At 50.8% G+C, this 18,594-nt stretch carries 19 protein-coding genes; 18 read left to right on the top strand and 1 reads right to left on the bottom strand.

Features of this window, described 5'->3' with window-relative positions; all coding sequences use genetic code 11:
• Positions 1–5: 5 nt before the first annotated feature.
• From rpsA to AK821_RS21140, 10 genes are all read left to right on the top strand, one after another.
• Positions 6–1,691: a 30S ribosomal protein S1 gene (gene rpsA / locus AK821_RS21185; RefSeq protein WP_007963626.1), complete on the top strand. Its 1,686-nt coding sequence runs from the start codon at positions 6–8 to the stop codon at positions 1,689–1,691.
• Positions 1,692–1,906: 215 nt separating this feature from the next.
• Positions 1,907–2,185, top strand: a complete 279-nt coding sequence (locus AK821_RS21180) for a hypothetical protein (protein ID WP_064391441.1) — start codon at positions 1,907–1,909, stop codon at positions 2,183–2,185.
• Positions 2,186–2,335: 150 nt separating this feature from the next.
• Positions 2,336–2,632 carry an integration host factor subunit beta gene (gene ihfB / locus AK821_RS21175; protein WP_003189779.1) on the top strand — a complete coding sequence of 99 codons (297 nt, stop codon included), beginning with the start codon at positions 2,336–2,338 and terminating at the stop codon, positions 2,630–2,632.
• Between the two features lie 30 nt (positions 2,633–2,662).
• Positions 2,663–2,902, top strand: a complete 240-nt coding sequence (locus AK821_RS21170) for a lipopolysaccharide assembly protein LapA domain-containing protein (protein WP_064391440.1) — start codon at positions 2,663–2,665, stop codon at positions 2,900–2,902.
• 225 nt (positions 2,903–3,127) lie between these two features.
• Positions 3,128–4,204, top strand: a complete 1,077-nt coding sequence (gene rfbB, locus AK821_RS21165) for a dTDP-glucose 4,6-dehydratase (RefSeq protein WP_177330969.1) — start codon at positions 3,128–3,130, stop codon at positions 4,202–4,204.
• Positions 4,201–5,094: a dTDP-4-dehydrorhamnose reductase gene (gene rfbD, locus AK821_RS21160; RefSeq protein WP_064391438.1), complete on the top strand. Its 894-nt coding sequence runs from the start codon at positions 4,201–4,203 to the stop codon at positions 5,092–5,094. The genes rfbB and rfbD overlap by 4 nt, the downstream gene beginning before the upstream one ends.
• Positions 5,091–5,981: a glucose-1-phosphate thymidylyltransferase RfbA gene (gene rfbA / locus AK821_RS21155; RefSeq protein ID WP_064391437.1), complete on the top strand. Its 891-nt coding sequence runs from the start codon at positions 5,091–5,093 to the stop codon at positions 5,979–5,981. Before rfbD ends, rfbA begins: the two co-directional genes overlap by 4 nt.
• A gap of 50 nt (positions 5,982–6,031) precedes the next feature.
• Complete coding sequence (locus AK821_RS21150; protein ID WP_064391436.1) at positions 6,032–6,955, top strand: glycosyltransferase; 924 nt, start codon at positions 6,032–6,034, stop codon at positions 6,953–6,955.
• Positions 6,952–7,914: a UDP-glucose 4-epimerase family protein gene (locus AK821_RS21145; protein WP_064391435.1), complete on the top strand. Its 963-nt coding sequence runs from the start codon at positions 6,952–6,954 to the stop codon at positions 7,912–7,914. The genes AK821_RS21150 and AK821_RS21145 overlap by 4 nt, the downstream gene beginning before the upstream one ends.
• Positions 7,911–8,921, top strand: coding sequence for an MraY family glycosyltransferase (locus tag AK821_RS21140; protein ID WP_064391434.1), 1,011 nt, complete (start codon positions 7,911–7,913; stop codon positions 8,919–8,921). Before AK821_RS21145 ends, AK821_RS21140 begins: the two co-directional genes overlap by 4 nt.
• Positions 8,922–8,986: 65 nt before the next feature.
• Here the strand turns inward: AK821_RS21140 and AK821_RS21135 are convergent, their stop codons facing one another.
• Positions 8,987–10,015: a glycosyltransferase family 2 protein gene (locus tag AK821_RS21135; RefSeq protein WP_236708331.1), complete on the bottom strand. Its 1,029-nt coding sequence runs from the start codon at positions 10,013–10,015 to the stop codon at positions 8,987–8,989.
• 257 nt (positions 10,016–10,272) lie between these two features.
• Here AK821_RS21135 and AK821_RS21130 point away from each other — a divergent pair, with 257 nt between their 5' ends.
• From AK821_RS21130 to AK821_RS21095, 8 genes are all read left to right on the top strand, one after another.
• Positions 10,273–12,267 carry a polysaccharide biosynthesis protein gene (locus AK821_RS21130; protein WP_064391433.1) on the top strand — a complete coding sequence of 665 codons (1,995 nt, stop codon included), beginning with the start codon at positions 10,273–10,275 and terminating at the stop codon, positions 12,265–12,267.
• 224 nt (positions 12,268–12,491) lie between these two features.
• On the top strand, positions 12,492–13,574 hold the full coding sequence (locus AK821_RS21125) for a DegT/DnrJ/EryC1/StrS family aminotransferase (RefSeq protein WP_064391674.1): 1,083 nt from the start codon (positions 12,492–12,494) through the stop codon (positions 13,572–13,574).
• Between the two features lie 25 nt (positions 13,575–13,599).
• Positions 13,600–14,271: an acetyltransferase gene (locus AK821_RS21120; protein ID WP_064391432.1), complete on the top strand. Its 672-nt coding sequence runs from the start codon at positions 13,600–13,602 to the stop codon at positions 14,269–14,271.
• Positions 14,268–14,735 carry a MaoC family dehydratase gene (locus AK821_RS21115; protein ID WP_064391431.1) on the top strand — a complete coding sequence of 156 codons (468 nt, stop codon included), beginning with the start codon at positions 14,268–14,270 and terminating at the stop codon, positions 14,733–14,735. The genes AK821_RS21120 and AK821_RS21115 overlap by 4 nt, the downstream gene beginning before the upstream one ends.
• Positions 14,728–15,687, top strand: coding sequence for a glycosyltransferase family 2 protein (locus AK821_RS21110; protein ID WP_064391430.1), 960 nt, complete (start codon positions 14,728–14,730; stop codon positions 15,685–15,687). Before AK821_RS21115 ends, AK821_RS21110 begins: the two co-directional genes overlap by 8 nt.
• A complete protein-coding gene (locus AK821_RS21105; protein ID WP_064391429.1) occupies positions 15,684–16,757 on the top strand; it encodes a glycosyltransferase in 1,074 nt (357 codons plus the stop codon). Before AK821_RS21110 ends, AK821_RS21105 begins: the two co-directional genes overlap by 4 nt.
• Before the next feature lie 108 nt (positions 16,758–16,865).
• Positions 16,866–17,666 carry an ABC transporter permease gene (locus tag AK821_RS21100; protein ID WP_064391428.1) on the top strand — a complete coding sequence of 267 codons (801 nt, stop codon included), beginning with the start codon at positions 16,866–16,868 and terminating at the stop codon, positions 17,664–17,666.
• A gap of 11 nt (positions 17,667–17,677) precedes the next feature.
• The gene (locus AK821_RS21095; protein ID WP_064391427.1) at positions 17,678–18,421 is read left to right on the top strand and encodes an ABC transporter ATP-binding protein; all 744 of its coding nucleotides are present in this window, start codon (positions 17,678–17,680) and stop codon (positions 18,419–18,421) included.
• The last annotated feature ends 173 nt before the right edge of the window (positions 18,422–18,594 follow it).

Raw genomic sequence — 18,594 nt, 5'->3', positions numbered from 1 at the left:
TTAAAATGAGCGAAAGCTTTGCGGAACTCTTTGAAGAAAGCCTAAAAACCCTGAACCTTCAGGCAGGCTCCATCATCACCGGTGTTATCGTTGATATCGATTACCAGGCTCGCTGGGTAACCGTTCACGCTGGCCTGAAGTCTGAAGCACTCATCCCGCTTGAGCAGTTCTACAACGACGCTGGCGATCTGACTATCAATGTCGGTGACGAAGTTCACGTTGCTCTGGACTCGGTTGAAGACGGTTTCGGTGAAACCAAGCTGTCCCGTGAGAAAGCCAAGCGCGCCGAGTGCTGGATCGTTCTGGAAGCAGCCTTCGCAGCTGAGGAAGTGGTCAAGGGCGTTATCAACGGTAAGGTTAAAGGCGGCTTCACTGTCGACGTTAACGGCATCCGTGCGTTCCTGCCAGGTTCCCTGGTTGACGTCCGTCCAGTGCGCGACACCACGCACCTGGAAGGCAAAGAGCTGGAATTCAAGGTCATCAAGCTGGACCAGAAGCGCAACAACGTTGTCGTTTCCCGTCGCAGCGTCCTGGAAGCCGAGAACTCCGCCGAGCGTGAAGCTCTGCTGGAATCCTTGCAGGAAGGCCAGCAAGTCAAAGGTATCGTCAAAAACCTCACCGATTACGGCGCATTCGTCGATCTGGGTGGCGTGGACGGCCTGCTGCACATCACCGACATGGCCTGGAAGCGCATCAAGCATCCTTCCGAGATCGTCAACGTTGGTGACGAAATCGACGTCAAGGTTCTGAAATACGATCGCGAACGCAACCGTGTTTCTCTGGGCCTGAAGCAACTGGGCGAAGATCCATGGGTTGCTATCAAAGCCCGTTACCCAGAAAGCACTCGCGTTACCGCTCGTGTAACCAACCTGACCGACTACGGCTGCTTCGCTGAGCTGGAAGAAGGCGTTGAAGGTCTGGTACACGTTTCGGAAATGGACTGGACCAACAAGAACATCCACCCTTCGAAAGTCGTACAAGTCGGCGACGAAGTGGAAGTCATGGTTCTGGACATCGACGAAGAGCGTCGTCGTATCTCCCTGGGCATCAAGCAGTGCAAATCTAACCCGTGGGAAGATTTCTCTGGCCAGTTCAACAAGGGCGATAAAATCTCCGGTACCATCAAGTCGATCACCGATTTCGGTATCTTCATTGGTCTGGACGGCGGCATCGACGGTCTGGTTCACCTGTCCGACATCTCCTGGAACGAAGTTGGCGAAGAAGCTGTTCGTCGTTTCAAGAAGGGCGACGAGCTGGACACCGTTATCCTGTCGGTTGACCCAGAGCGCGAGCGTATCTCCCTGGGTATCAAGCAACTGGAAAGCGATCCGTTCTCCGAGTACGTCTCGGTTAACGACAAAGGCGCAATCGTTACTGGCACCGTGAAAGAAGTTGACGCAAAAGGCGCCATCATCGTTCTGGCCGACGATATCGAAGCGACTCTGAAAGCCTCCGAAATCAGCCGTGACCGCGTTGAAGACGCGCGCAACGTTCTGAAAGAAGGTCAGGAAGTAGAAGCCAAGATCATCAGCGTTGATCGTAAGAGCCGCGTCATTCAGCTGTCGATCAAATCGAAAGATGATGCTGAAGAGAAAGAAGCTATCCAGAGCCTGAAAGCAGCTCCGGAAGGCGAAGCAGCCGACACCACTATGGCGGCACTGCTGCGTCAAGCAATGGCCAAACAGAACTGAGTTCTGCTTGATCATTAAAAAGGGCGACTTCGGTCGCCCTTTTTTGTGCCTGCGATTTGTTGATCGGCCCTTCCGTTTTACTGAAACGGGAGGGGGAAGTGAAACCAATCCATTTCCCGGGATGTCTGTTTCTTTAATCGGATCAATCGCCTATTCGCGACTAAGCTTGATTTCAGGTACGTAGTCGCCGGGCTTGGCCTGGCATAAGGAAGTGGATGAACAAGTTTATTGTCCTCGTTGCAGTGCTGATGCTGGTGGGCTGTACTACCAGTGCGAAGACTCATGCCATACGCGGAGTCAGTGGAATCGAGATCGACTGTTCGGGGTTGGGGTCTGGCTGGGAAAAATGTCAGAAGCGCGCGGCAAAGGAGTGCAAGGGCTCTGGCTACAAGGTGATCACGCGATCTGACGATGCCAAGGACGAAGACGATTATCCTTTTGGCTTTAATCCTGCGGGGTTCGTGACTCGCACCATGCTGGTGATGTGCCGCTAGATCTGCGGTCTCCCGGCTTGGCGGGATGCCCTGAAAATGGGCGTTGCGATGCTGTGGAAGATATGTCAATCCCTGGGCTGTTCAAAATCTTCCGGGCGTGCTAAAACCTTTCAAGCGCTGATCTAGCTGCTTGAAAAAGAAGGGAAAAATATGACGAAGTCGGAGTTGATCGAACGAATTGTCACCCATCAAGGGCTGCTCTCATCCAAGGATGTGGAGCTGGCCATCAAGACCATGCTCGAACAAATGTCTCAATGCCTGGCCACCGGTGATCGTATCGAGATCCGTGGGTTTGGCAGTTTCTCACTGCACTATCGCGCCCCGCGTGTCGGACGTAATCCGAAGACCGGGCAGTCCGTCAGCCTTGACGGGAAATTCGTTCCGCACTTCAAGCCGGGCAAAGAGCTGCGTGATCGTGTGAACGAGGAAGAGGAGGAGGGCGTTTGATCCTCGCTGCTCATTATCAGGGAGATGCTCATGCGTAATCTCAAGCGCATACTTCTTGGCGTTTTTGTTCTTTTGCTGGTGTTGGCGATTCTTGCGTTTGTGCTTGAGAACCAGCAATCGGTTTCGTTGTTGTTTTTGGGCTGGGCAGGTCCTGAACTTCCGGTGTCTCTGGTCGTGGTGCTGGCATTGCTGGCAGGCATGTTTATCGGCCCTATACTCGGCCTGTTCCTGGGACGCTCGTCCAGAGCTGCGCGCAAGCGTCTTGTCTGAAAACGACAAGTGCATGGCGTCTGTCGAAATTGCGCCTCTGCCTGTCTATATCCATTAGTAAAAGATTCATTAAGCTGTAAAATGCGTCCCTTGTTCGATAGTGGCCTATTCCCACATCGATTCAGACTGACTCTGACAGAAGCTTCAGTTTTGATGGCTTCTGCATTCATGGATTAGACAGTGCTCGTTGGTGTCACTGTCCGCAGCTCAAGGGTATGGTTTCGCGTGAAAATTCTAGTTACCGGCGGCGCCGGGTTCATCGGCTCGGCAGTCATCCGTCACATCATTTCCAACACTAGCGATTCTGTCGTTAACGTCGATAAGCTGACGTATGCCGGTAACCTTGAGTCGCTGGCTGAAGTTAGCGGTGATTCGCGCTACGTGTTTGAGCGTGTCGATATCTGCGACCGTGATCAGGTCGACCGCGTCCTGCGTGAGCACCAGCCGGATGCCATCATGCATCTGGCTGCGGAATCTCACGTCGACCGCTCTATCTCTGGCCCGTCAGAGTTCATCCAGACCAACATCATCGGCACTTACACTTTGTTGGAAGCTGCCCGCCATTATTGGGCGGCACTGGATGACGCGCGTAAGGCCAACTTCCGCTTCCATCATATTTCGACCGACGAAGTTTACGGAGACCTCGAAGGTCCGGAAGACCTCTTCACCGAAACCACGCCTTATCAGCCAAGCTCGCCTTATTCGGCCAGCAAGGCCAGCTCTGATCACCTCGTTCGCGCCTGGGCTCGTACTTATGGCCTGCCAACGTTGGTCACCAACTGCTCGAACAACTACGGCCCTTGCCACTTCCCTGAGAAATTGATCCCGCTGATCATTCTCAACGCGCTGGAAGGCAAGCCGTTGCCGGTTTATGGCAAAGGCAACCAGGTTCGCGACTGGCTGTATGTCGAAGACCACGCCCGTGCACTGTACAAAGTCGTTACCGAAGGCGTTATTGGTGAGACCTACAACATCGGCGGCCACAACGAGAAGCAGAATATTGAAGTCGTGCACACTCTTTGTGCGCTGCTTGATGAGTTGCGTCCGGACTCGGCACATCGCCCGCATGCCAGCCTGATTACCTATGTTCAGGATCGTCCTGGTCACGACGTGCGTTATGCAATCGACGCCAGCAAGATCCAGCGAGAGCTTGGCTGGACGCCGGAAGAAACCTTCGAAACCGGTATTCGCAAGACTGTTGAATGGTACCTGAGCAACACCGAGTGGGTAGAGCACGTGAAGAGCGGCAGCTACCAGCAATGGATTGACCAGAACTACGCAGATCGCTCGAATAAAGCATGAAGATTCTCCTGCTGGGTAAGAACGGCCAGGTAGGCTGGGAATTGCAACGCGCTCTTGCTCCCCTTGGCGAGCTGGTCGCGCTTGATCGTCATGCAATCGATGGTTTGAGCGGTGATTTGGCCGATCTGGATGCCTTGCGCACGACTATCAGGCAGGTCAAGCCCGATGTTATCGTCAACGCGGCTGCCTACACGGCGGTCGACAAGGCAGAGTCCGAAGCCGAGTTGGCCCGTCGAGTGAATGGTGATGCCAGTCGGCTGATGGCCGAGGAGTCTGCGCTCCTGGGGGCCTGGCTCATTCATTACTCGACCGATTACGTCTTTAGTGGTGAAGGCTCGACGCCCTGGCAGGAAACTGATGCCGTCGCACCGGTGAATCAATACGGTGCGAGCAAGCTTGCTGGCGAGCAGGCAATTGTTGCGTCTGGCTGCAAGCATCTGATTTTTCGCACCAGTTGGGTCTACGGTGCTCGCGGCAACAACTTCGCCAAGACCATGCTGCGTCTGGCCAAAGATCGCGACACGCTGAGCGTTATCGCTGATCAGGTCGGAGCCCCGACGGGTGCAGATCTGATTGCTGACGTCACGGCGCTGGCAATTCGCCAAGTGCTGCAACAGCCACAGCTGTCGGGTTTGTATCATTTGGCGGCGAGTGGTGAAGTGTCCTGGCACGGGTATGCGAGTCACGTGATCGCGTTCGCTCAAGCCAATGGCGAGCAATTGGCTGTGACAGCAATCAATCCGATCGACACGACTGCTTATCCGACACCCGCGCGACGACCTCTGAATTCACGCTTGAATACTCAGAAGCTACGCGACAATTTTTCTCTACACTTGCCGGATTGGCAAAGTGGTGTAACCCGAATGCTTAGGGAAGTTCTGAACAAATGAACACGATAAATCGTAAAGGCATCATTCTCGCCGGTGGCTCGGGCACGCGCCTGCATCCGTTGACTCTAGGCGTGTCGAAACAGATGCTGCCTATCTACGACAAGCCGATGATCTTTTATCCGCTGTCGGTGCTGATGCTTGCCGGTATGCGCGAGATCCTGATTATCTCCACCCCTGAAGACTTGCCTTGTTTCCGCAAGCTGCTGGGCGATGGCAGCCTGTATGGCATCAAACTGACTTATGCCGAGCAACCAAGTCCTGATGGCCTGGCACAGGCTTTTATCATTGGCGAAGAATTCATCGGTAATGATCCGTGCTGCCTGATCCTGGGCGATAACATCTTTTACGGTCAGCACTTCTCCGACAACCTGCGTTCGGCGACCAGTCAGCAGCATGGCGCAACGGTATTCGGTTATCACGTTTCCGATCCGGAGCGTTTTGGTGTTGTCGAGTTCGATGCCTCCGGCCGCGCGCTGAGCATCGAAGAAAAACCGCTGAAGCCAAAATCCAGCTACGCCGTGACCGGTTTGTATTTCTATGACAATCAGGTTGTTCAGATTGCCAAGAACATCAAGCCTTCTGAGCGAGGGGAGCTGGAGATCACTGACGTCAATCGTGCGTACCTCGAGCAGAAGTCGCTGAATGTGGAAATGCTGGGTCGTGGTTTCGCCTGGCTGGATACCGGTACCCATGATTCTTTGCTGGAAGCCAGCCACTTTGTGCATACCATCGAGCAGCGACAGGGCTTGAAAGTTGCCTGCCTGGAAGAAATTGCATTCAACAATGGCTGGATCACGGCCGAGCAGCTTGCGAGTCAGGCTGAAGCGTTGAAAAAGACTGGCTACGGCCAGTACCTGCAGAAATTGCTGGATTCGCCTTCACGCTGATTCGGGGGAGATACTCCCTTCTGTGATTATTTGTTGCAAGCAGGAATGGCATGCCATCAACACAACCCAAGGTTGCAGTTTTACTGGCTGCGTACAATGGTATGCAGTGGATCGAAGAGCAACTGGCTTCGATCCTTTGCCAGTCTGCGGTGGACGTCAGTATCCATATCAGCATCGACACTTCCGATGATGGCACAGAGGCGTGGTGTGAGTCTTTCGCGGCCTTGCACCCTAATGTAAGTGTGCTGCCATCAATCGGACGTTTTGGTGGCGCCTCGCGAAATTTCTTTCGCTTGATGCGCGACGTAAACTTCGGGGCGTACGACTTCGTCGCCTTCGCTGACCAGGATGATGTGTGGCATTCGGATAAGCTGAAGCGAGCAACCGACATGTTGCGTGGGCAGGGAGCTGATGCCTACTCCAGTAATGTGACGGCATTCTGGCCGAATGGAAAAACCCACCTTCTTGATAAGGCTCAAGTTCAAGTTGAGTGGGACTATTTGTTTGAAGCCGCCGGGCCTGGCTGTACGTATGTCTTTAGTCAGGATTTGGCTGAGGTGTTAAAGACATCGATCGTTGAAAATTGGCGGGATGTTCAGGACGTCAGTCTGCATGATTGGTATTGCTATGCTTTCTCGCGCAGCCATGGCTATGAATGGATCATCGATACTTACTCTTCAATGCAGTACCGTCAGCACGAGCGGAATCAGGTCGGGGCGAATACAGGCATTAATCCGTTAATTGCTCGTTATAAAACCATTCATGATGGCTGGTGGTTCTCGCAGGTAAAGTTGATAGCGAATCTTGTGGGTGCATCAAAGTCGCCGTTTGTCAGTCGCTGGTTCAAGCTGGGTCGAAAAGAATTGCTCGCATTGTCTTTAAGTGCGTGTAAGTGTCGGCGCAGGTTTCGCGACAAGATATTTTTCTTTTTTATATGTTTGGCGACCGCGGTTATTGGAAGTAAAACCAAATGAGTGTCTCGCGAGTTCTGGTGACAGGGGCGAGTGGGTTCGTCGGGGAGGCCGTTGTCTACAAGCTGCTTCTTGATCGGCGATACACGCCAATAGCGGCTTCGCGTGGCAGGACGCGATTGGATGGCCTCTGTCAGGTCGTGCCCTTCGAGTTGGGTGGCGCAGCTACTACGACTCCAATGATGGGAATTGACGTGGTAATCCATGCCGCCGCTCGCGTTCATGTAATGGATGACAAGGCGGTTGATGCGCTTGCGGAGTTTCGACGCATTAATGTCGACGGTACTGTCAGTCTTGCCCGGAGTGCCGCGGCGGCCGGTGTAAAGCGTTTCATTTTTATCAGCTCGATCAAAGTCAATGGCGAGTCGACCGAGCCGGGCGAACCGTTTCAAGCGGATATTGAACCGCAGCCGATGGATCCTTACGGTATTTCCAAGATGGAGGCGGAAATAGCGTTAAGGGTGGTCGCAAGAGAGACGGGGATTGAAGTGGTGATTATTCGCCCGCCCCTCGTATACGGCCCGGGCGTCAAGGCGAATTTCCTCAGTATGATGCGCTGGCTCGACAGGGGAGTGGTTCTGCCTTTGGGAGCAATCGGGAATCGGCGAAGTCTGGTGGCCATCGGTAACCTTGTGGATCTGCTGGTAACTTGCATTGACCATCCCGCGGCGGCCGGACAAACCTTTCTTGTCAGCGATGATGCTGATATGTCCACTACTCAATTGCTGGAAAACATGGCGCGTGCTCTTGGTAAAAAGGCGCGGTTGATACCCTTGCCAGTATGGGTCCTGAAGTCGGTGGCCTCATGTTTGGGAAAGCAAGGTGTTGCCCAGCGTCTGTGTAGTTCCTTGCAAGTCGATATCAAAAAAACCAGGGATGTACTCGGCTGGGTTCCACCTGTCTCCGTTGAGAAGGCGCTCCGTCAAACTGCGGATTATTACCAGGACTTAAAAAACAGATGACTGTCTGGTGGTTGTTGGGTGTGGTTTTTATCGTCGCCTGCGGGTTGACCTTGTTGTTGCGTCGTTACGCATTGGCCAAAAGCTTGATGGATATCCCGAATGAGCGCAGTTCTCATTCTGTGCCGACCCCGAGGGGCGGGGGAGTTGCAATAGTTGTCGCCTGTGCGCTGGCACTCCCTGTCTTGGGGGGGATGGGGTACCTGGAAGGGGCGTCGTTGCTGGGTGTGTTGGGTGGTGGGTTGCTGATTGCAATCATTGGTTTTGCTGACGATCACGGCCATATAGACGCTAAGTGGCGGCTCCTCGGGCATTTCATAGCTGCAGGCTGGACGCTGTACTGGCTTAACGGTCTTGCACCACTCCAGTTGTTTGGTGAAAACGTCAACCTTTCGGTGCTAGGTGGTGTATTGGCCGCGTTCTATCTGGTCTGGATGCTCAATCTCTACAACTTTATGGATGGAATCGATGGGTTGGCGAGCGCGGAAGCGATCAGCGCCTGTTTGGGGATGTGTCTGATTTACTGGTGCTTTGGCACGATAGATCTGATCTGGGAGCCGCTGATTCTGATGGGGGCTGTAGCAGGTTTCTTTTGCTGGAACTTTCCTCCTGCGCGAATTTTCATGGGGGACGCAGGCAGTGGGTTCCTGGGGTTTATTCTGGGGGCATTCGCATTGGAGTCTGCCTGGGTTCGGCCTGAGTACTTTTGGTGCTGGATAATACTGCTTGGTGTTTTTATCGTTGACGCGACCTTGACACTGATCAGGAGGCTTCTTCGTGGTGAGAAGGTTTATCAGGCTCATAGGAGTCACGCCTATCAACACGCATCGCGCCGATACCAGAGCCATTTGCTGGTCTCTTCGATTGTGGTGCTGATTAACCTTGCTTGGCTATTGCCGATTGCTTTGCTTGTGGGGGCAGGTTGGTTGAGTGGCGAACTGGGGTGTCTGATAGCGTTTGTTCCGCTGGCAGTGCTTGCGTGGAAGTTTGAAGCGGGAGTAGCAAGCTGATCGAGGATCGCTGAACTACTCCGAAGATTATTTCTGATGGTCGGTTTGTTGTGTTGCCGTCGCCTTTATATTTTATTAAGTATCGCGGCGGCCACCAGGCTGATGTTTCCTTTGAGCGTCTGCCGATGAACTCCACTTTTCTTCATCAGGCAAAGTCTTGAGAGCAAGCCGCTTTTGCGTGCAGCTTCGAATCGTTCAAGGGTGCATTTATTGTCCTCTGTGAGCTCCGTTCTAATGGAGTTCAGAGTGATCAGGTTTTGCGTGCTCCACTCGCTGAAACGCCCACTTAGCATTTTCAGGATTCGAATGATCTGATTTCTGAAGGTTGCATTCGCTCCAATCAGGTTGTCCTCGTGCTGACGATAGAGCAGCGTAGGCTGCTGATCAAAGACCACCTGGCCACCGCACCCGGTTACCAACAGATACGCAAGCCAGTCATGTGCTACGACCGGGGCGTCATCGACGATCCGGCACATCAGATTACGAGCTGCATTGTTGATCAGCATCGTGTTGGCACCGGCGAGGCTTTGCACCAATGCGTTTTCAAAGCACGGGCGCTTGTTGAATAGCGGAGAAAACCCCAAGGGTGCAAGCTTGGTGTTGACCAGCTTTGTTCTGGAGCAGTACATGTGGGGTTTGTTGGTGGGAGTTTGAGGTATCTGAGCGATACTTCGAGTCAGTTTGTCTGCAAGCCAGATATCGTCCTGGTCACTGAATGCGAAGTAATCAGCGACAATTTCTCGATTTTTAATTAGTGACAGAAAGTTTTTTGCAAAGCCTTGACGAGGGCCATGCCAGATGGCGATTTTATCTGCGCCCAGCTGTTTCTTGTATTCTTCAAGAATTTCCAGTGTCGCGTCGGTCGAACCATCATCCGATGCATGGATCGTCCAGTCTTCATGGGTTTGGTTAATGAAGGAGTCCAGTTGTTCCCTGAGAAAGCGCTGACCGTTGTAAGTGCAAACAAGTATGGCGACTTTTTTGCGATTTGTTGAGCGTTCAGTTATCACTGATGGGGCAGGGTCCAATTGGAAGTTATCCTTCGGTTGTTCGGCCATGTTTGAAATCTCTCGCGCCTCGGTGGTGTAGCGCATGTGCTCTGTTATTTAAGAGGCGCGTACGTTCTGCAAATAGCCTGTCAGGTAAGTTGCAGTATTGAATGTAGGTGGACTTTGCGCGAGTTTAACAGCATAGGCGGCTTGGTGGCGAGCGGCAGGGCGAGGAGGGGGCTTGGTACTGTTCGATTTCAGGCTCGCTGTCTTCCGTTCAGTGGTCGTATTTCGGCGGAAAAAAGGGATACAATACCGCCGTTAATAAGGTTCAAGGAGCAGAGCGGTGATCGAGCGAATCAATGGATAAATTACGTTCATTTCTACTGGGGTTGCCACGTCGGCAGAAGCGCCTGCTACAGGTCGCCAGCGACGTTGTGCTGGTCTGGCTGGCACTCTGGTTAGCGTTCATCGTCCGCTTGGGCATTGATGACATGTACAACCCGATCAGGGTGCATGCATGGCTCTTCGTGAGCGCGCCCATTGTCGCCATCCCGCTGTTCATACGTATCGGGATGTACCGTGCGGTGATGCGGTATTTTGGTAATGACGCGCTTATTGCCATTGTCAAGGCTGTCAGTCTTTCGTCGCTGATACTCGCGGTGGTCGTCTATTGGTATAGCAATCACGCGAGCGTAGTGCCGCGTTCCATCATTTTCAATTACTGGTGGTTAAGTCTCGTGATTATTGGTGGATTGCGTTTGTGCATGCGCCAGTATTTCATGGGAGATTGGTTTTCGGCTGCCCAGCATGTGCCATTCACAAATCGCGATGATGGTTTGACAAAGGTTGCTGTTTATGGTGCCGGGGTTGCTGGCAACCAACTTGTTGCGGCATTGCGTATGGGCCGGGTAATGCGGCCTGTTGCTTTTATTGATGATGATTCGAGTATCGCCGATCGGTCGATTTCCGGACTTCAAGTTTATAAGCCAAAGCATATACAACAAATGATTGATGTGACGGGAGCTCAGGAGATTCTCCTGGCATTGCCTTCTTCAACGCGGGCGCGCCGGCGCGAAATTCTTAACTTCCTCGAAGGCTTTCCGCTGCATATCAGAAGTGTTCCCAACTTCACTGACCTGGCCAGTGGTCGAGTGAAAGTCGATGATATTCAAGAGGTGGATATTGCTGATCTTCTGGGGCGTGATTCCGTACCGGCACGAGCGGATTTGCTGGCTCATTGTATAAAAGGCAAGGTCGTGATGGTTACGGGTGCCGGCGGTTCTATCGGCGCAGAGCTTTGCCGACAGATTTTTTTATTGGGGCCTACTGCGCTTTTGTTATTTGATCATGGCGAATTCAACCTTTACAGCATTCTATCTGAGCTCGAGCGTCGAAAAGACCGTGAATCGATCTCGATTCGCCTGCTTCCGATCTTGGGCTCTATCCGTCATCCGCACAAACTTCAGGATGTGATGAAGACCTGGAAGGTCGACACGGTTTATCACGCGGCTGCTTATAAACATGTGCCAATGGTGGAGCATAACATCGCCGAAGGCGTACTCAATAACGTCATTGGCACCTTGAACACTGCACAGGCGGCGTTGCAAACGGGGGTGTCGAACTTTGTTCTGATTTCTACAGACAAAGCGGTCCGTCCAACGAATGTCATGGGAAGTACAAAGCGGCTCGCGGAACTGATTTTGCAGGCGCTGAGTCGTGAAATGGCTCCGGTGCTGTTTGGTGACAAGGGCAACATCTCGCGAGTGAACAAAACCCGCTTTACGATGGTGCGCTTTGGCAACGTGCTCGGCTCGTCAGGCTCTGTGATTCCGCTCTTTCACAGCCAGATCAAGTCGGGGGGGCCCTTGACGGTTACTCATCCGAAGATCACCCGATACTTCATGACAATACCCGAGGCCGCCCAATTGGTAATCCAGGCGGGATCAATGGGGCAGGGTGGGGACGTTTTCGTTCTTGATATGGGTGAGCCGGTCAAGATTGTCGAGCTGGCAGAGAAAATGATCCATCTGTCAGGATTGAGCGTCCGATCGGAAAAAACTCCTCAAGGGGACATCGCTATCGAGTTCACCGGTCTTCGTCCGGGCGAGAAGCTCTATGAGGAACTACTGATAGGCGACAATGTTTCAGCGACTCCTCATCCCATGATCATGAGTGCGGATGAAGATCATGTGCCGTGGGATGTGCTAAAGGCCAGGTTGGGAGAATTGCTGGTCGCTGTTGAGCAGGACGACTACTCACGCGTTCGTCAGCTCCTGCGGGAAACGGTTAGTGGCTACTCGCCTGATGGCGAAATTGTGGACTGGATTTATCAGCAGCGCAGTCTCGATCCCTGAGGCTCCCGCCCGCGCTTGGCAAGGGGGGGGCGGTATGATTCAGTGGCATTTTACGGTATCCTCGTTCGGCGTTTGAGGTGCCCTGTTAGCCTCGGAAAGAGAGTCGAATTTCCAGTTGTCAGGGCTCGCAATTTGTTCGTTCGAGAGATGTTCAGCTCTTCGTAGTATTGAAATGCAATCATTTTTAACAGAACTAAGTAGTCGTTTTGCTTGTCGGGGCGTTCATGAATATTACAGTTACGAAGCCGTTTGTCCCTCCCTTTGGTGAGTTTCAGACTTACCTGCAAGGGGTTTGGGAACGTGAATGGTTTACCAACAATGGGCCGTTGGTGAACGAGCTTGAATTAAAGCTCAAGGAAAAGCTTGACGTCGACCATTTGCTGTTTCTCAGTAATGGTACTATCGCGCTTCAAATTGCAATTCGAGCGCTCGATTTGCAGGGCGAAATCATCACTACTCCGTTCAGTTATGTGGCGACTACTTCCAGTATTGTCTGGGAACGTTGTGATCCTGTTATGGTTGATATCTGCCCGGATACTCTTAATATTGACCCGGAAAAAATCGAGCAGGCGATTACGTCGCGAACTTCCGCCATTTTGGCAACGCACGTTTTCGGTAATCCATGTGATGTTGAGGCGATTGAAAAAATTGCCGAAAAACATCAGTTGCGCGTTATTTACGATGCCGCTCATGCGTTTGGTACTCAATATAAAAATCGCTCGTTATTGAGCTATGGTGATGTTTCAACCTGTAGCTTTCATGCCACTAAACTTTTTCATACCATTGAAGGGGGGGCTGTAACTACGTCCAATCCTGATATCCTGAAAAATATGGCAATGATGCGAAATTTTGGTCATTCGTCGCTCACCGATTTCGGTGGCGTGGGCGTGAATGGCAAGAACTCCGAAGTGCATGCTGCGATGGGTTTGACGAATCTCAAGTATGTTGACGAGATTCTAAAAGTTAGAAAAGAGCTCTGCGAGCACTATAAATCTGAACTTACGGATCTCCCGATTCGGTTTCAGAAAATTACTGAAGACACTGAATACAATAACTCTTATTTCCCCGTCATCTTCGAAAATGAGAGTACGCTTCTGCATGTTATGGCAGAGCTGAATTTGAATAATATTTATCCTCGTCGTTATTTTTATCCGTCGCTTTCCGAGTTGCCTTACGTTCACGACCAAAGTAGCCCGATCTCTGAAGATGTTTCCAAGCGCATTATTTGCCTGCCGCTTTACCATACGCTGTCGCGTGAGGAAATCGACATGATATGCCGGATCATTAAGCGTTCGATCAGATATTGAAGAGTATTGGTTTTCAGGAGGCGGTATGAAAAAGTATTTTGGGATAATCGGCGCAGGTGGTTATGGTCGTGAAGTCATCCCACTCGCCAAGGCAATGGTAGACAAGCTCCCTGCCAGCGACGCTGCAGAGTTGTACTTTGTTGTCGAAGGAGATGTTGGGGACGAAACCATTAACGGTTATCCAGTCATTTCACTAGATGATTTTCTAGCCTTGCCGGGCGAGAGACTGTTCAATATTGCAATCGGCGCATCCGACGCTCGGGAGCGGATATCCGCTGCCTGTGAAAGTCAGGGCGCGCGAGCATTCTCGGTTATCGCTGGTAATGCGGTAATCCTTGATAATAATGATATTGCTGAAGGCGCGGTGCTTTCGCCATTTGTGACGGTAACGTCAAATGCGAAAATTGGTAAGCACTTCCACGCGAATATTTACTCTTATGTTGCCCATGACTGTGTAATCGGTGATTTTGTTACGTTTGCACCAGGTGTCAAATGTAATGGGAATGTTGTTATTGAAGATCACGCCTATATCGGTACCGGTGCTTCAATTATTCAGGGTAAACCGTCCCGGCCGCTGACTATTGGCCGAGGTGCGATCGTCGGTATGGGCGCTGTCGTGACCAAGAGTGTTCCTCCAGGCGTGACAGTCGTAGGTAATCCGGCCCGCCCTCTTACTCGAGAGGCATTGCGTAAATGACAGCGATTAATCTGTTTCCGACCGAGTTGACGATTGAGCAAATTGAAGTCGGTATGCAAGTGTCCTATTCTCATACAGTAACCGACGCTGATGTTAAAGCGTATGCGGGACTATCGGGAGATAATAACCCTGTTCATATGAGTGATGAGTACGCGCAAAACTCGAGATTCAAGGCGCGTATTGCACACGGTCTGTTTTCGGCGGGTTTCTTTTCTGCGATGTTTGGAACACGGCTGCCAGGTCCGGGGTGTGTTTATATTTCGCAAAACCTCGTTTTTAAAGCGCCCGTTTATCTTCAGGACACGGTCGAAGCTACTGTTTGTGTAAAGGCAGTGAGCACGCGTAAACGAGTAGTGACGTTCAGAACTTATTGCACTGTCAAAGGCCAGTTGGTGATTGATGGGGAAGCGGAAATTTTTATCCCTAAGAAACCAAAAATAGAAGACGGGGTGGCCAGTGCTTAAAGAGGCGGTCGGCATATCGGTTCTATTGGTTGCATACAACCACGAAAAACATATTCGCCAGGCGTTGAATGCCCTGTTTCGGCAGGTATTTGATGGGCCGATTGAGTTGGTTGTAGCGGATGATAAGTCTTCCGATAGCACGCTTTCCATTGTTAAAGAATACGAAGGTACTGATTCACGTTTTACATTCAAATATCTGGACTACAGCGAAAATCTAGGTATCACGAAAAACTATAAGCGCGGTTTTGAAGCGTGTACCTCGGAATTTGTCGCTGTGCTTGAAGGGGACGACTATTGGGTCAGTCCCTTGAAGTTGCAACGCCAAGTGGACTTTTTGACAGCGCATTGGGAATCTGATGTTTGCTCTGTCAATTATTATGTCTATGAAGAGGACCGTGCACAGCTTTCGCCGAGAGTTCCGGCTGCTACGGGGCATCGGTTTATATCGGCCAGAGAGTTGATAGCCGATAATATTGTTGGCAACTTCTCAACTTGCATGTATAGACGCAGTGCCTTGAGCCGGCTCCCCGACGGCTTGTTTGAAATAAAATCATATGACTGGATTACCAACATTGTTTTAGCGAGAACCAGCTTGATCGGTTTTTTGCAAGAGCCAATGTCGGTGTACCGTCTTCATGGTGGTGGCGTTTGGACACAAACTCCACATGTCGATAAGCTGAAAACCCAGTTAGCCATTCTGCCGGCATACGATGCGTTGACCGACAATGTGTTTCACGACGACTTCGAGCGGCTCTCCAGCCATTTGCGCCATGTGATTAATGTGTCCCAGTTAGGGCATGTTGCCGAGTCGGTTGGGAAGCCGGTATTTCGTATTATTCCGACACTTGTGAGTTTAATGCCCCCCGTTTTTATTATGGTTATCAAATTGCTTGTTCCTGTTGCTGCGATGAATCTGCTTGCCAGAGTCGTAAAGCGGAGTCGTTCGGTATGAAAAACCCAACAGTGTCCGTCATCATGGCGACTTATAACCACGCCAGTTTTGTCGAACAGGCAATTAACAGCGTGCTCGGACAGGTCGGTGTGGATTTCGAGTTTTTGATCTCTGATGACGGCTCCGCAGACTCTACCCGAGATGTGGTTGCCGCTATCAAGGATGATCGGATCAAGTTTTTCCCGAACGAAGTGAACCGAGGTGCTGGTGTTGTTACAAACGAGCTAATCGAACGTTCTTCGGGTGAATTTATCGCGCTCATCAATTCAGATGATTATTGGTGCGATGTTGATAAGCTTGCTTACCAAGTTAATACCATGCGTGAAAACCCTGAGCTTGGTGCCTGTTTCGGCAGGGCACGCTTTGTTGATAAAGACGGCACCTCAATGGGGAAGGCGTCGGATATCTTCGATCAGGAGAACCGTTCCCAAGGTGCTTGGCTGAGGCGGTTCTTTGAATTGGGAAACTGCATCTGTCATCCAACGATGTTAATTCGCAAGAGTTGCTACGAACATCTGGGCATGTACAGCAACAGGCTGCGCCAGCTGCCAGATCTGGAGATGTGGATTCGGTTGGTCAAACATTATCCGATCCATATATCTGACAGAGAATTGATTACCTTTAGATTGATGCCAGGTGAGAATGCCAGCAGTCAAACAGTTTCCAATTCGATTCGCACTATCAATGAGCACTATCTGATAGCAGATGAGTTTTTTGATGAGGTTACTGCGAAACAATTGGAAGAAGGCTTTTCTGATCTGTTGAAGATCAAGACGATCTCGTCGGATATTCATCTTGATATAGAAAAAGCATTTTTGTACTGGATTTATAATCAGTGGTTGGGGAAACCCTACCAGATGATTGGTATGTTAAAACTGAACAAGCTGTTGAACAGTCCTGAACATCACAAAATCCTTGTTGATGATTATGGCCTGAATGATCGTTGGTTCCAGAAGGAACTGGGCGAGATCGATGTGCTTCGTCCGAAAGTCGTTGCGGTGATGAGTCAACAAAAATCAAGAGCGCTCAGGGTCTTGCAGCGGGTTTTAAGCAGGCTCTCTCGTTCTTAACCGAGCGAGGATGTATGTTTGACGTTTGCTAAAGACTCGTCGATTGATTAAATACCTCGCTCGGGCGTGCTCGAGCAGGGTTGATTTTAACTAAGTATGGCGTAATTAATGACAAGTAACTCAATATTCAACGCAGTGGTCGACATTGTTTCGTCAGCAAAACGCTATCAACTTGTCGGCATGCTGGGATGGGCTGACATCAAGCAGCGGTACAGACGCTCTGCGTTAGGAGCGTTTTGGCTAACAGTCAGCATGGGGGTGATGATTGCTTCTATTGGTCTGGTATTCGGGCAGATTTTTAATACCCCTATGCAGGAATACTTGCCATTTCTCGCGTTGGGGATCGTCCTTTGGGGCTTCATCTCGTCTAACGTGACGGAAGGTTGCGTTGCTTTTACTTCTGCTGAAGCCATTATCAAGCAACTGAATATTCCGCTTTTTGTGCATGTGCTTCGATGCTTCTGGCGCAACTTTATTGTGTTAGGGCATAACATCGTCATTATTCCGATTGTATTCCTGATTGTCGGAAAGCCACTTACCCTGACGATGCTGCTATTTGTGCCGGGTATCATTCTGGTCTCTATAAATCTGCTCTGGATTTCCTTGGTCCTTGGCGTATTGAGCACCAGATTCCGTGACATCACTCAGATCATCGTAAACGCTACCCAGGTTGTGTTTTACCTGACACCGATTATGTGGGCGCCGTCGTTACTTCCGTCTCGGCATGCGGCCTACCTGCTTAATGCAAACCCGGTTTACCATCTTCTGGAAATTACCCGTGGGCCGGTATTAGGCACCACACCTTCACCGGAAAGCTGGATTTTTGCAATCGCCATGGCGGTGTTCGGCTGGTTGTTCGCAATTGTTATATATAATCGGTATATGCGCCGTATCCCTTACTGGCTTTAATGGAACATTGTATGGCTTCTATTGATTTTAATAACGTCACTGCCGAATTTCCAATCTACAACGCTAATGGACGCTCTTTGAAGAAACGTCTTATTCAGGTTGCTACGGGAGGCAAGCTGTCTGCAGACGAACGAGGACATGTCGTTGTTCGCGCTTTGGACGATATCAATTTTTCCTTCAAGGATGGCGACAGGGTCGGCTTGCTAGGGCATAACGGCGCGGGTAAAAGCACGTTGCTACGTCTGTTGTCCGGGGTGTTCGTACCTACCTCTGGTGTTGCCAGTATCAAAGGTGATATTGGTTCATTAATTGATATCTCACTTGGTATCGATCATGAGGCAACCGGGCGAGAAAATATCTACTATCGCGCCGCCCTTCTGGGCGTCAGCAAGTCCGAGATCGAAAGCAGATTTGACGAAATCGTTGAATTCTCCGAACTGGGTGATTTCATCGACATGCCAACGCGTACGTACTCTTCCGGCATGCATCTGCGTTTGGCATTTTCTGTTTCTACCATTATCTCTCCAGAAATTCTTTTGATGGATGAGTGGTTATCTGTGGGCGATGCTAACTTCCAGCATAAAGCCGAAGCGCGCATGACCGATATTCTCAACTCTACGAAGATATTGGTCGTGGCGACTCATTCACGTGATCTCATCTTGAAAACCTGTAACAGGGTTATCTGGCTTGAACACGGAAAAATAAAAATGGACGGAGATCCAAGTGTCGTCGCGAGCGCTTATTTTGGTATTTGATTATTTATAATCAAGCTGTTTAAGTATTGCTGTTGAAAAAGCTCACCATTTCTTATGGTGGGCTTTTAGTTTGTGTGAGTCTGAGTTAAAAGAGCGGCGCTGGCCCCGTGCAGTCATGCCAGTGAGCTGTCTAAAAAGTTTAGGCGCCAGGTGTGATGTAACTTTGGGGGTTA

Origin of the sequence: Pseudomonas sp. RIT-PI-r (genome assembly GCF_001297015.1) — a bacterium.
GTDB lineage: Bacteria > Pseudomonadota > Gammaproteobacteria > Pseudomonadales > Pseudomonadaceae > Aquipseudomonas.
The sequence above is the reverse complement of the archived record's forward strand: the minus strand, read 5'-3'. Positions and strand labels throughout refer to the sequence as shown.

What these genes read in the sequence shown, in the direction of transcription:
- AK821_RS21140 (WP_064391434.1), top strand. Translation starts at nt 7,911, where the DNA reads ATGACTGTCTGGTGGTTGTTGGGTGTGGTTTTTATCGTCGCCTGCGGG.
- AK821_RS21130 (WP_064391433.1), top strand. Translation starts at nt 10,273, where the DNA reads ATGGATAAATTACGTTCATTTCTACTGGGGTTGCCACGTCGGCAGAAG.
- AK821_RS21100 (WP_064391428.1), top strand. Translation starts at nt 16,866, where the DNA reads ATGACAAGTAACTCAATATTCAACGCAGTGGTCGACATTGTTTCGTCA.
- rfbA (WP_064391437.1), top strand. Translation starts at nt 5,091, where the DNA reads ATGAACACGATAAATCGTAAAGGCATCATTCTCGCCGGTGGCTCGGGC.
- AK821_RS21120 (WP_064391432.1), top strand. Translation starts at nt 13,600, where the DNA reads ATGAAAAAGTATTTTGGGATAATCGGCGCAGGTGGTTATGGTCGTGAA.
- AK821_RS21145 (WP_064391435.1), top strand. Translation starts at nt 6,952, where the DNA reads ATGAGTGTCTCGCGAGTTCTGGTGACAGGGGCGAGTGGGTTCGTCGGG.
- ihfB (WP_003189779.1), top strand. Translation starts at nt 2,336, where the DNA reads ATGACGAAGTCGGAGTTGATCGAACGAATTGTCACCCATCAAGGGCTG.
- AK821_RS21180 (WP_064391441.1), top strand. Translation starts at nt 1,907, where the DNA reads ATGAACAAGTTTATTGTCCTCGTTGCAGTGCTGATGCTGGTGGGCTGT.
- AK821_RS21095 (WP_064391427.1), top strand. Translation starts at nt 17,678, where the DNA reads ATGGCTTCTATTGATTTTAATAACGTCACTGCCGAATTTCCAATCTAC.
- AK821_RS21170 (WP_064391440.1), top strand. Translation starts at nt 2,663, where the DNA reads ATGCGTAATCTCAAGCGCATACTTCTTGGCGTTTTTGTTCTTTTGCTG.
- AK821_RS21115 (WP_064391431.1), top strand. Translation starts at nt 14,268, where the DNA reads ATGACAGCGATTAATCTGTTTCCGACCGAGTTGACGATTGAGCAAATT.
- AK821_RS21150 (WP_064391436.1), top strand. Translation starts at nt 6,032, where the DNA reads ATGCCATCAACACAACCCAAGGTTGCAGTTTTACTGGCTGCGTACAAT.
- rfbD (WP_064391438.1), top strand. Translation starts at nt 4,201, where the DNA reads ATGAAGATTCTCCTGCTGGGTAAGAACGGCCAGGTAGGCTGGGAATTG.
- rpsA (WP_007963626.1), top strand. Translation starts at nt 6, where the DNA reads ATGAGCGAAAGCTTTGCGGAACTCTTTGAAGAAAGCCTAAAAACCCTG.
- AK821_RS21125 (WP_064391674.1), top strand. Translation starts at nt 12,492, where the DNA reads ATGAATATTACAGTTACGAAGCCGTTTGTCCCTCCCTTTGGTGAGTTT.
- AK821_RS21135 (WP_236708331.1), bottom strand. Translation starts at nt 10,015, where the DNA reads ATGCGCTACACCACCGAGGCGCGAGAGATTTCAAACATGGCCGAACAA.
- AK821_RS21105 (WP_064391429.1), top strand. Translation starts at nt 15,684, where the DNA reads ATGAAAAACCCAACAGTGTCCGTCATCATGGCGACTTATAACCACGCC.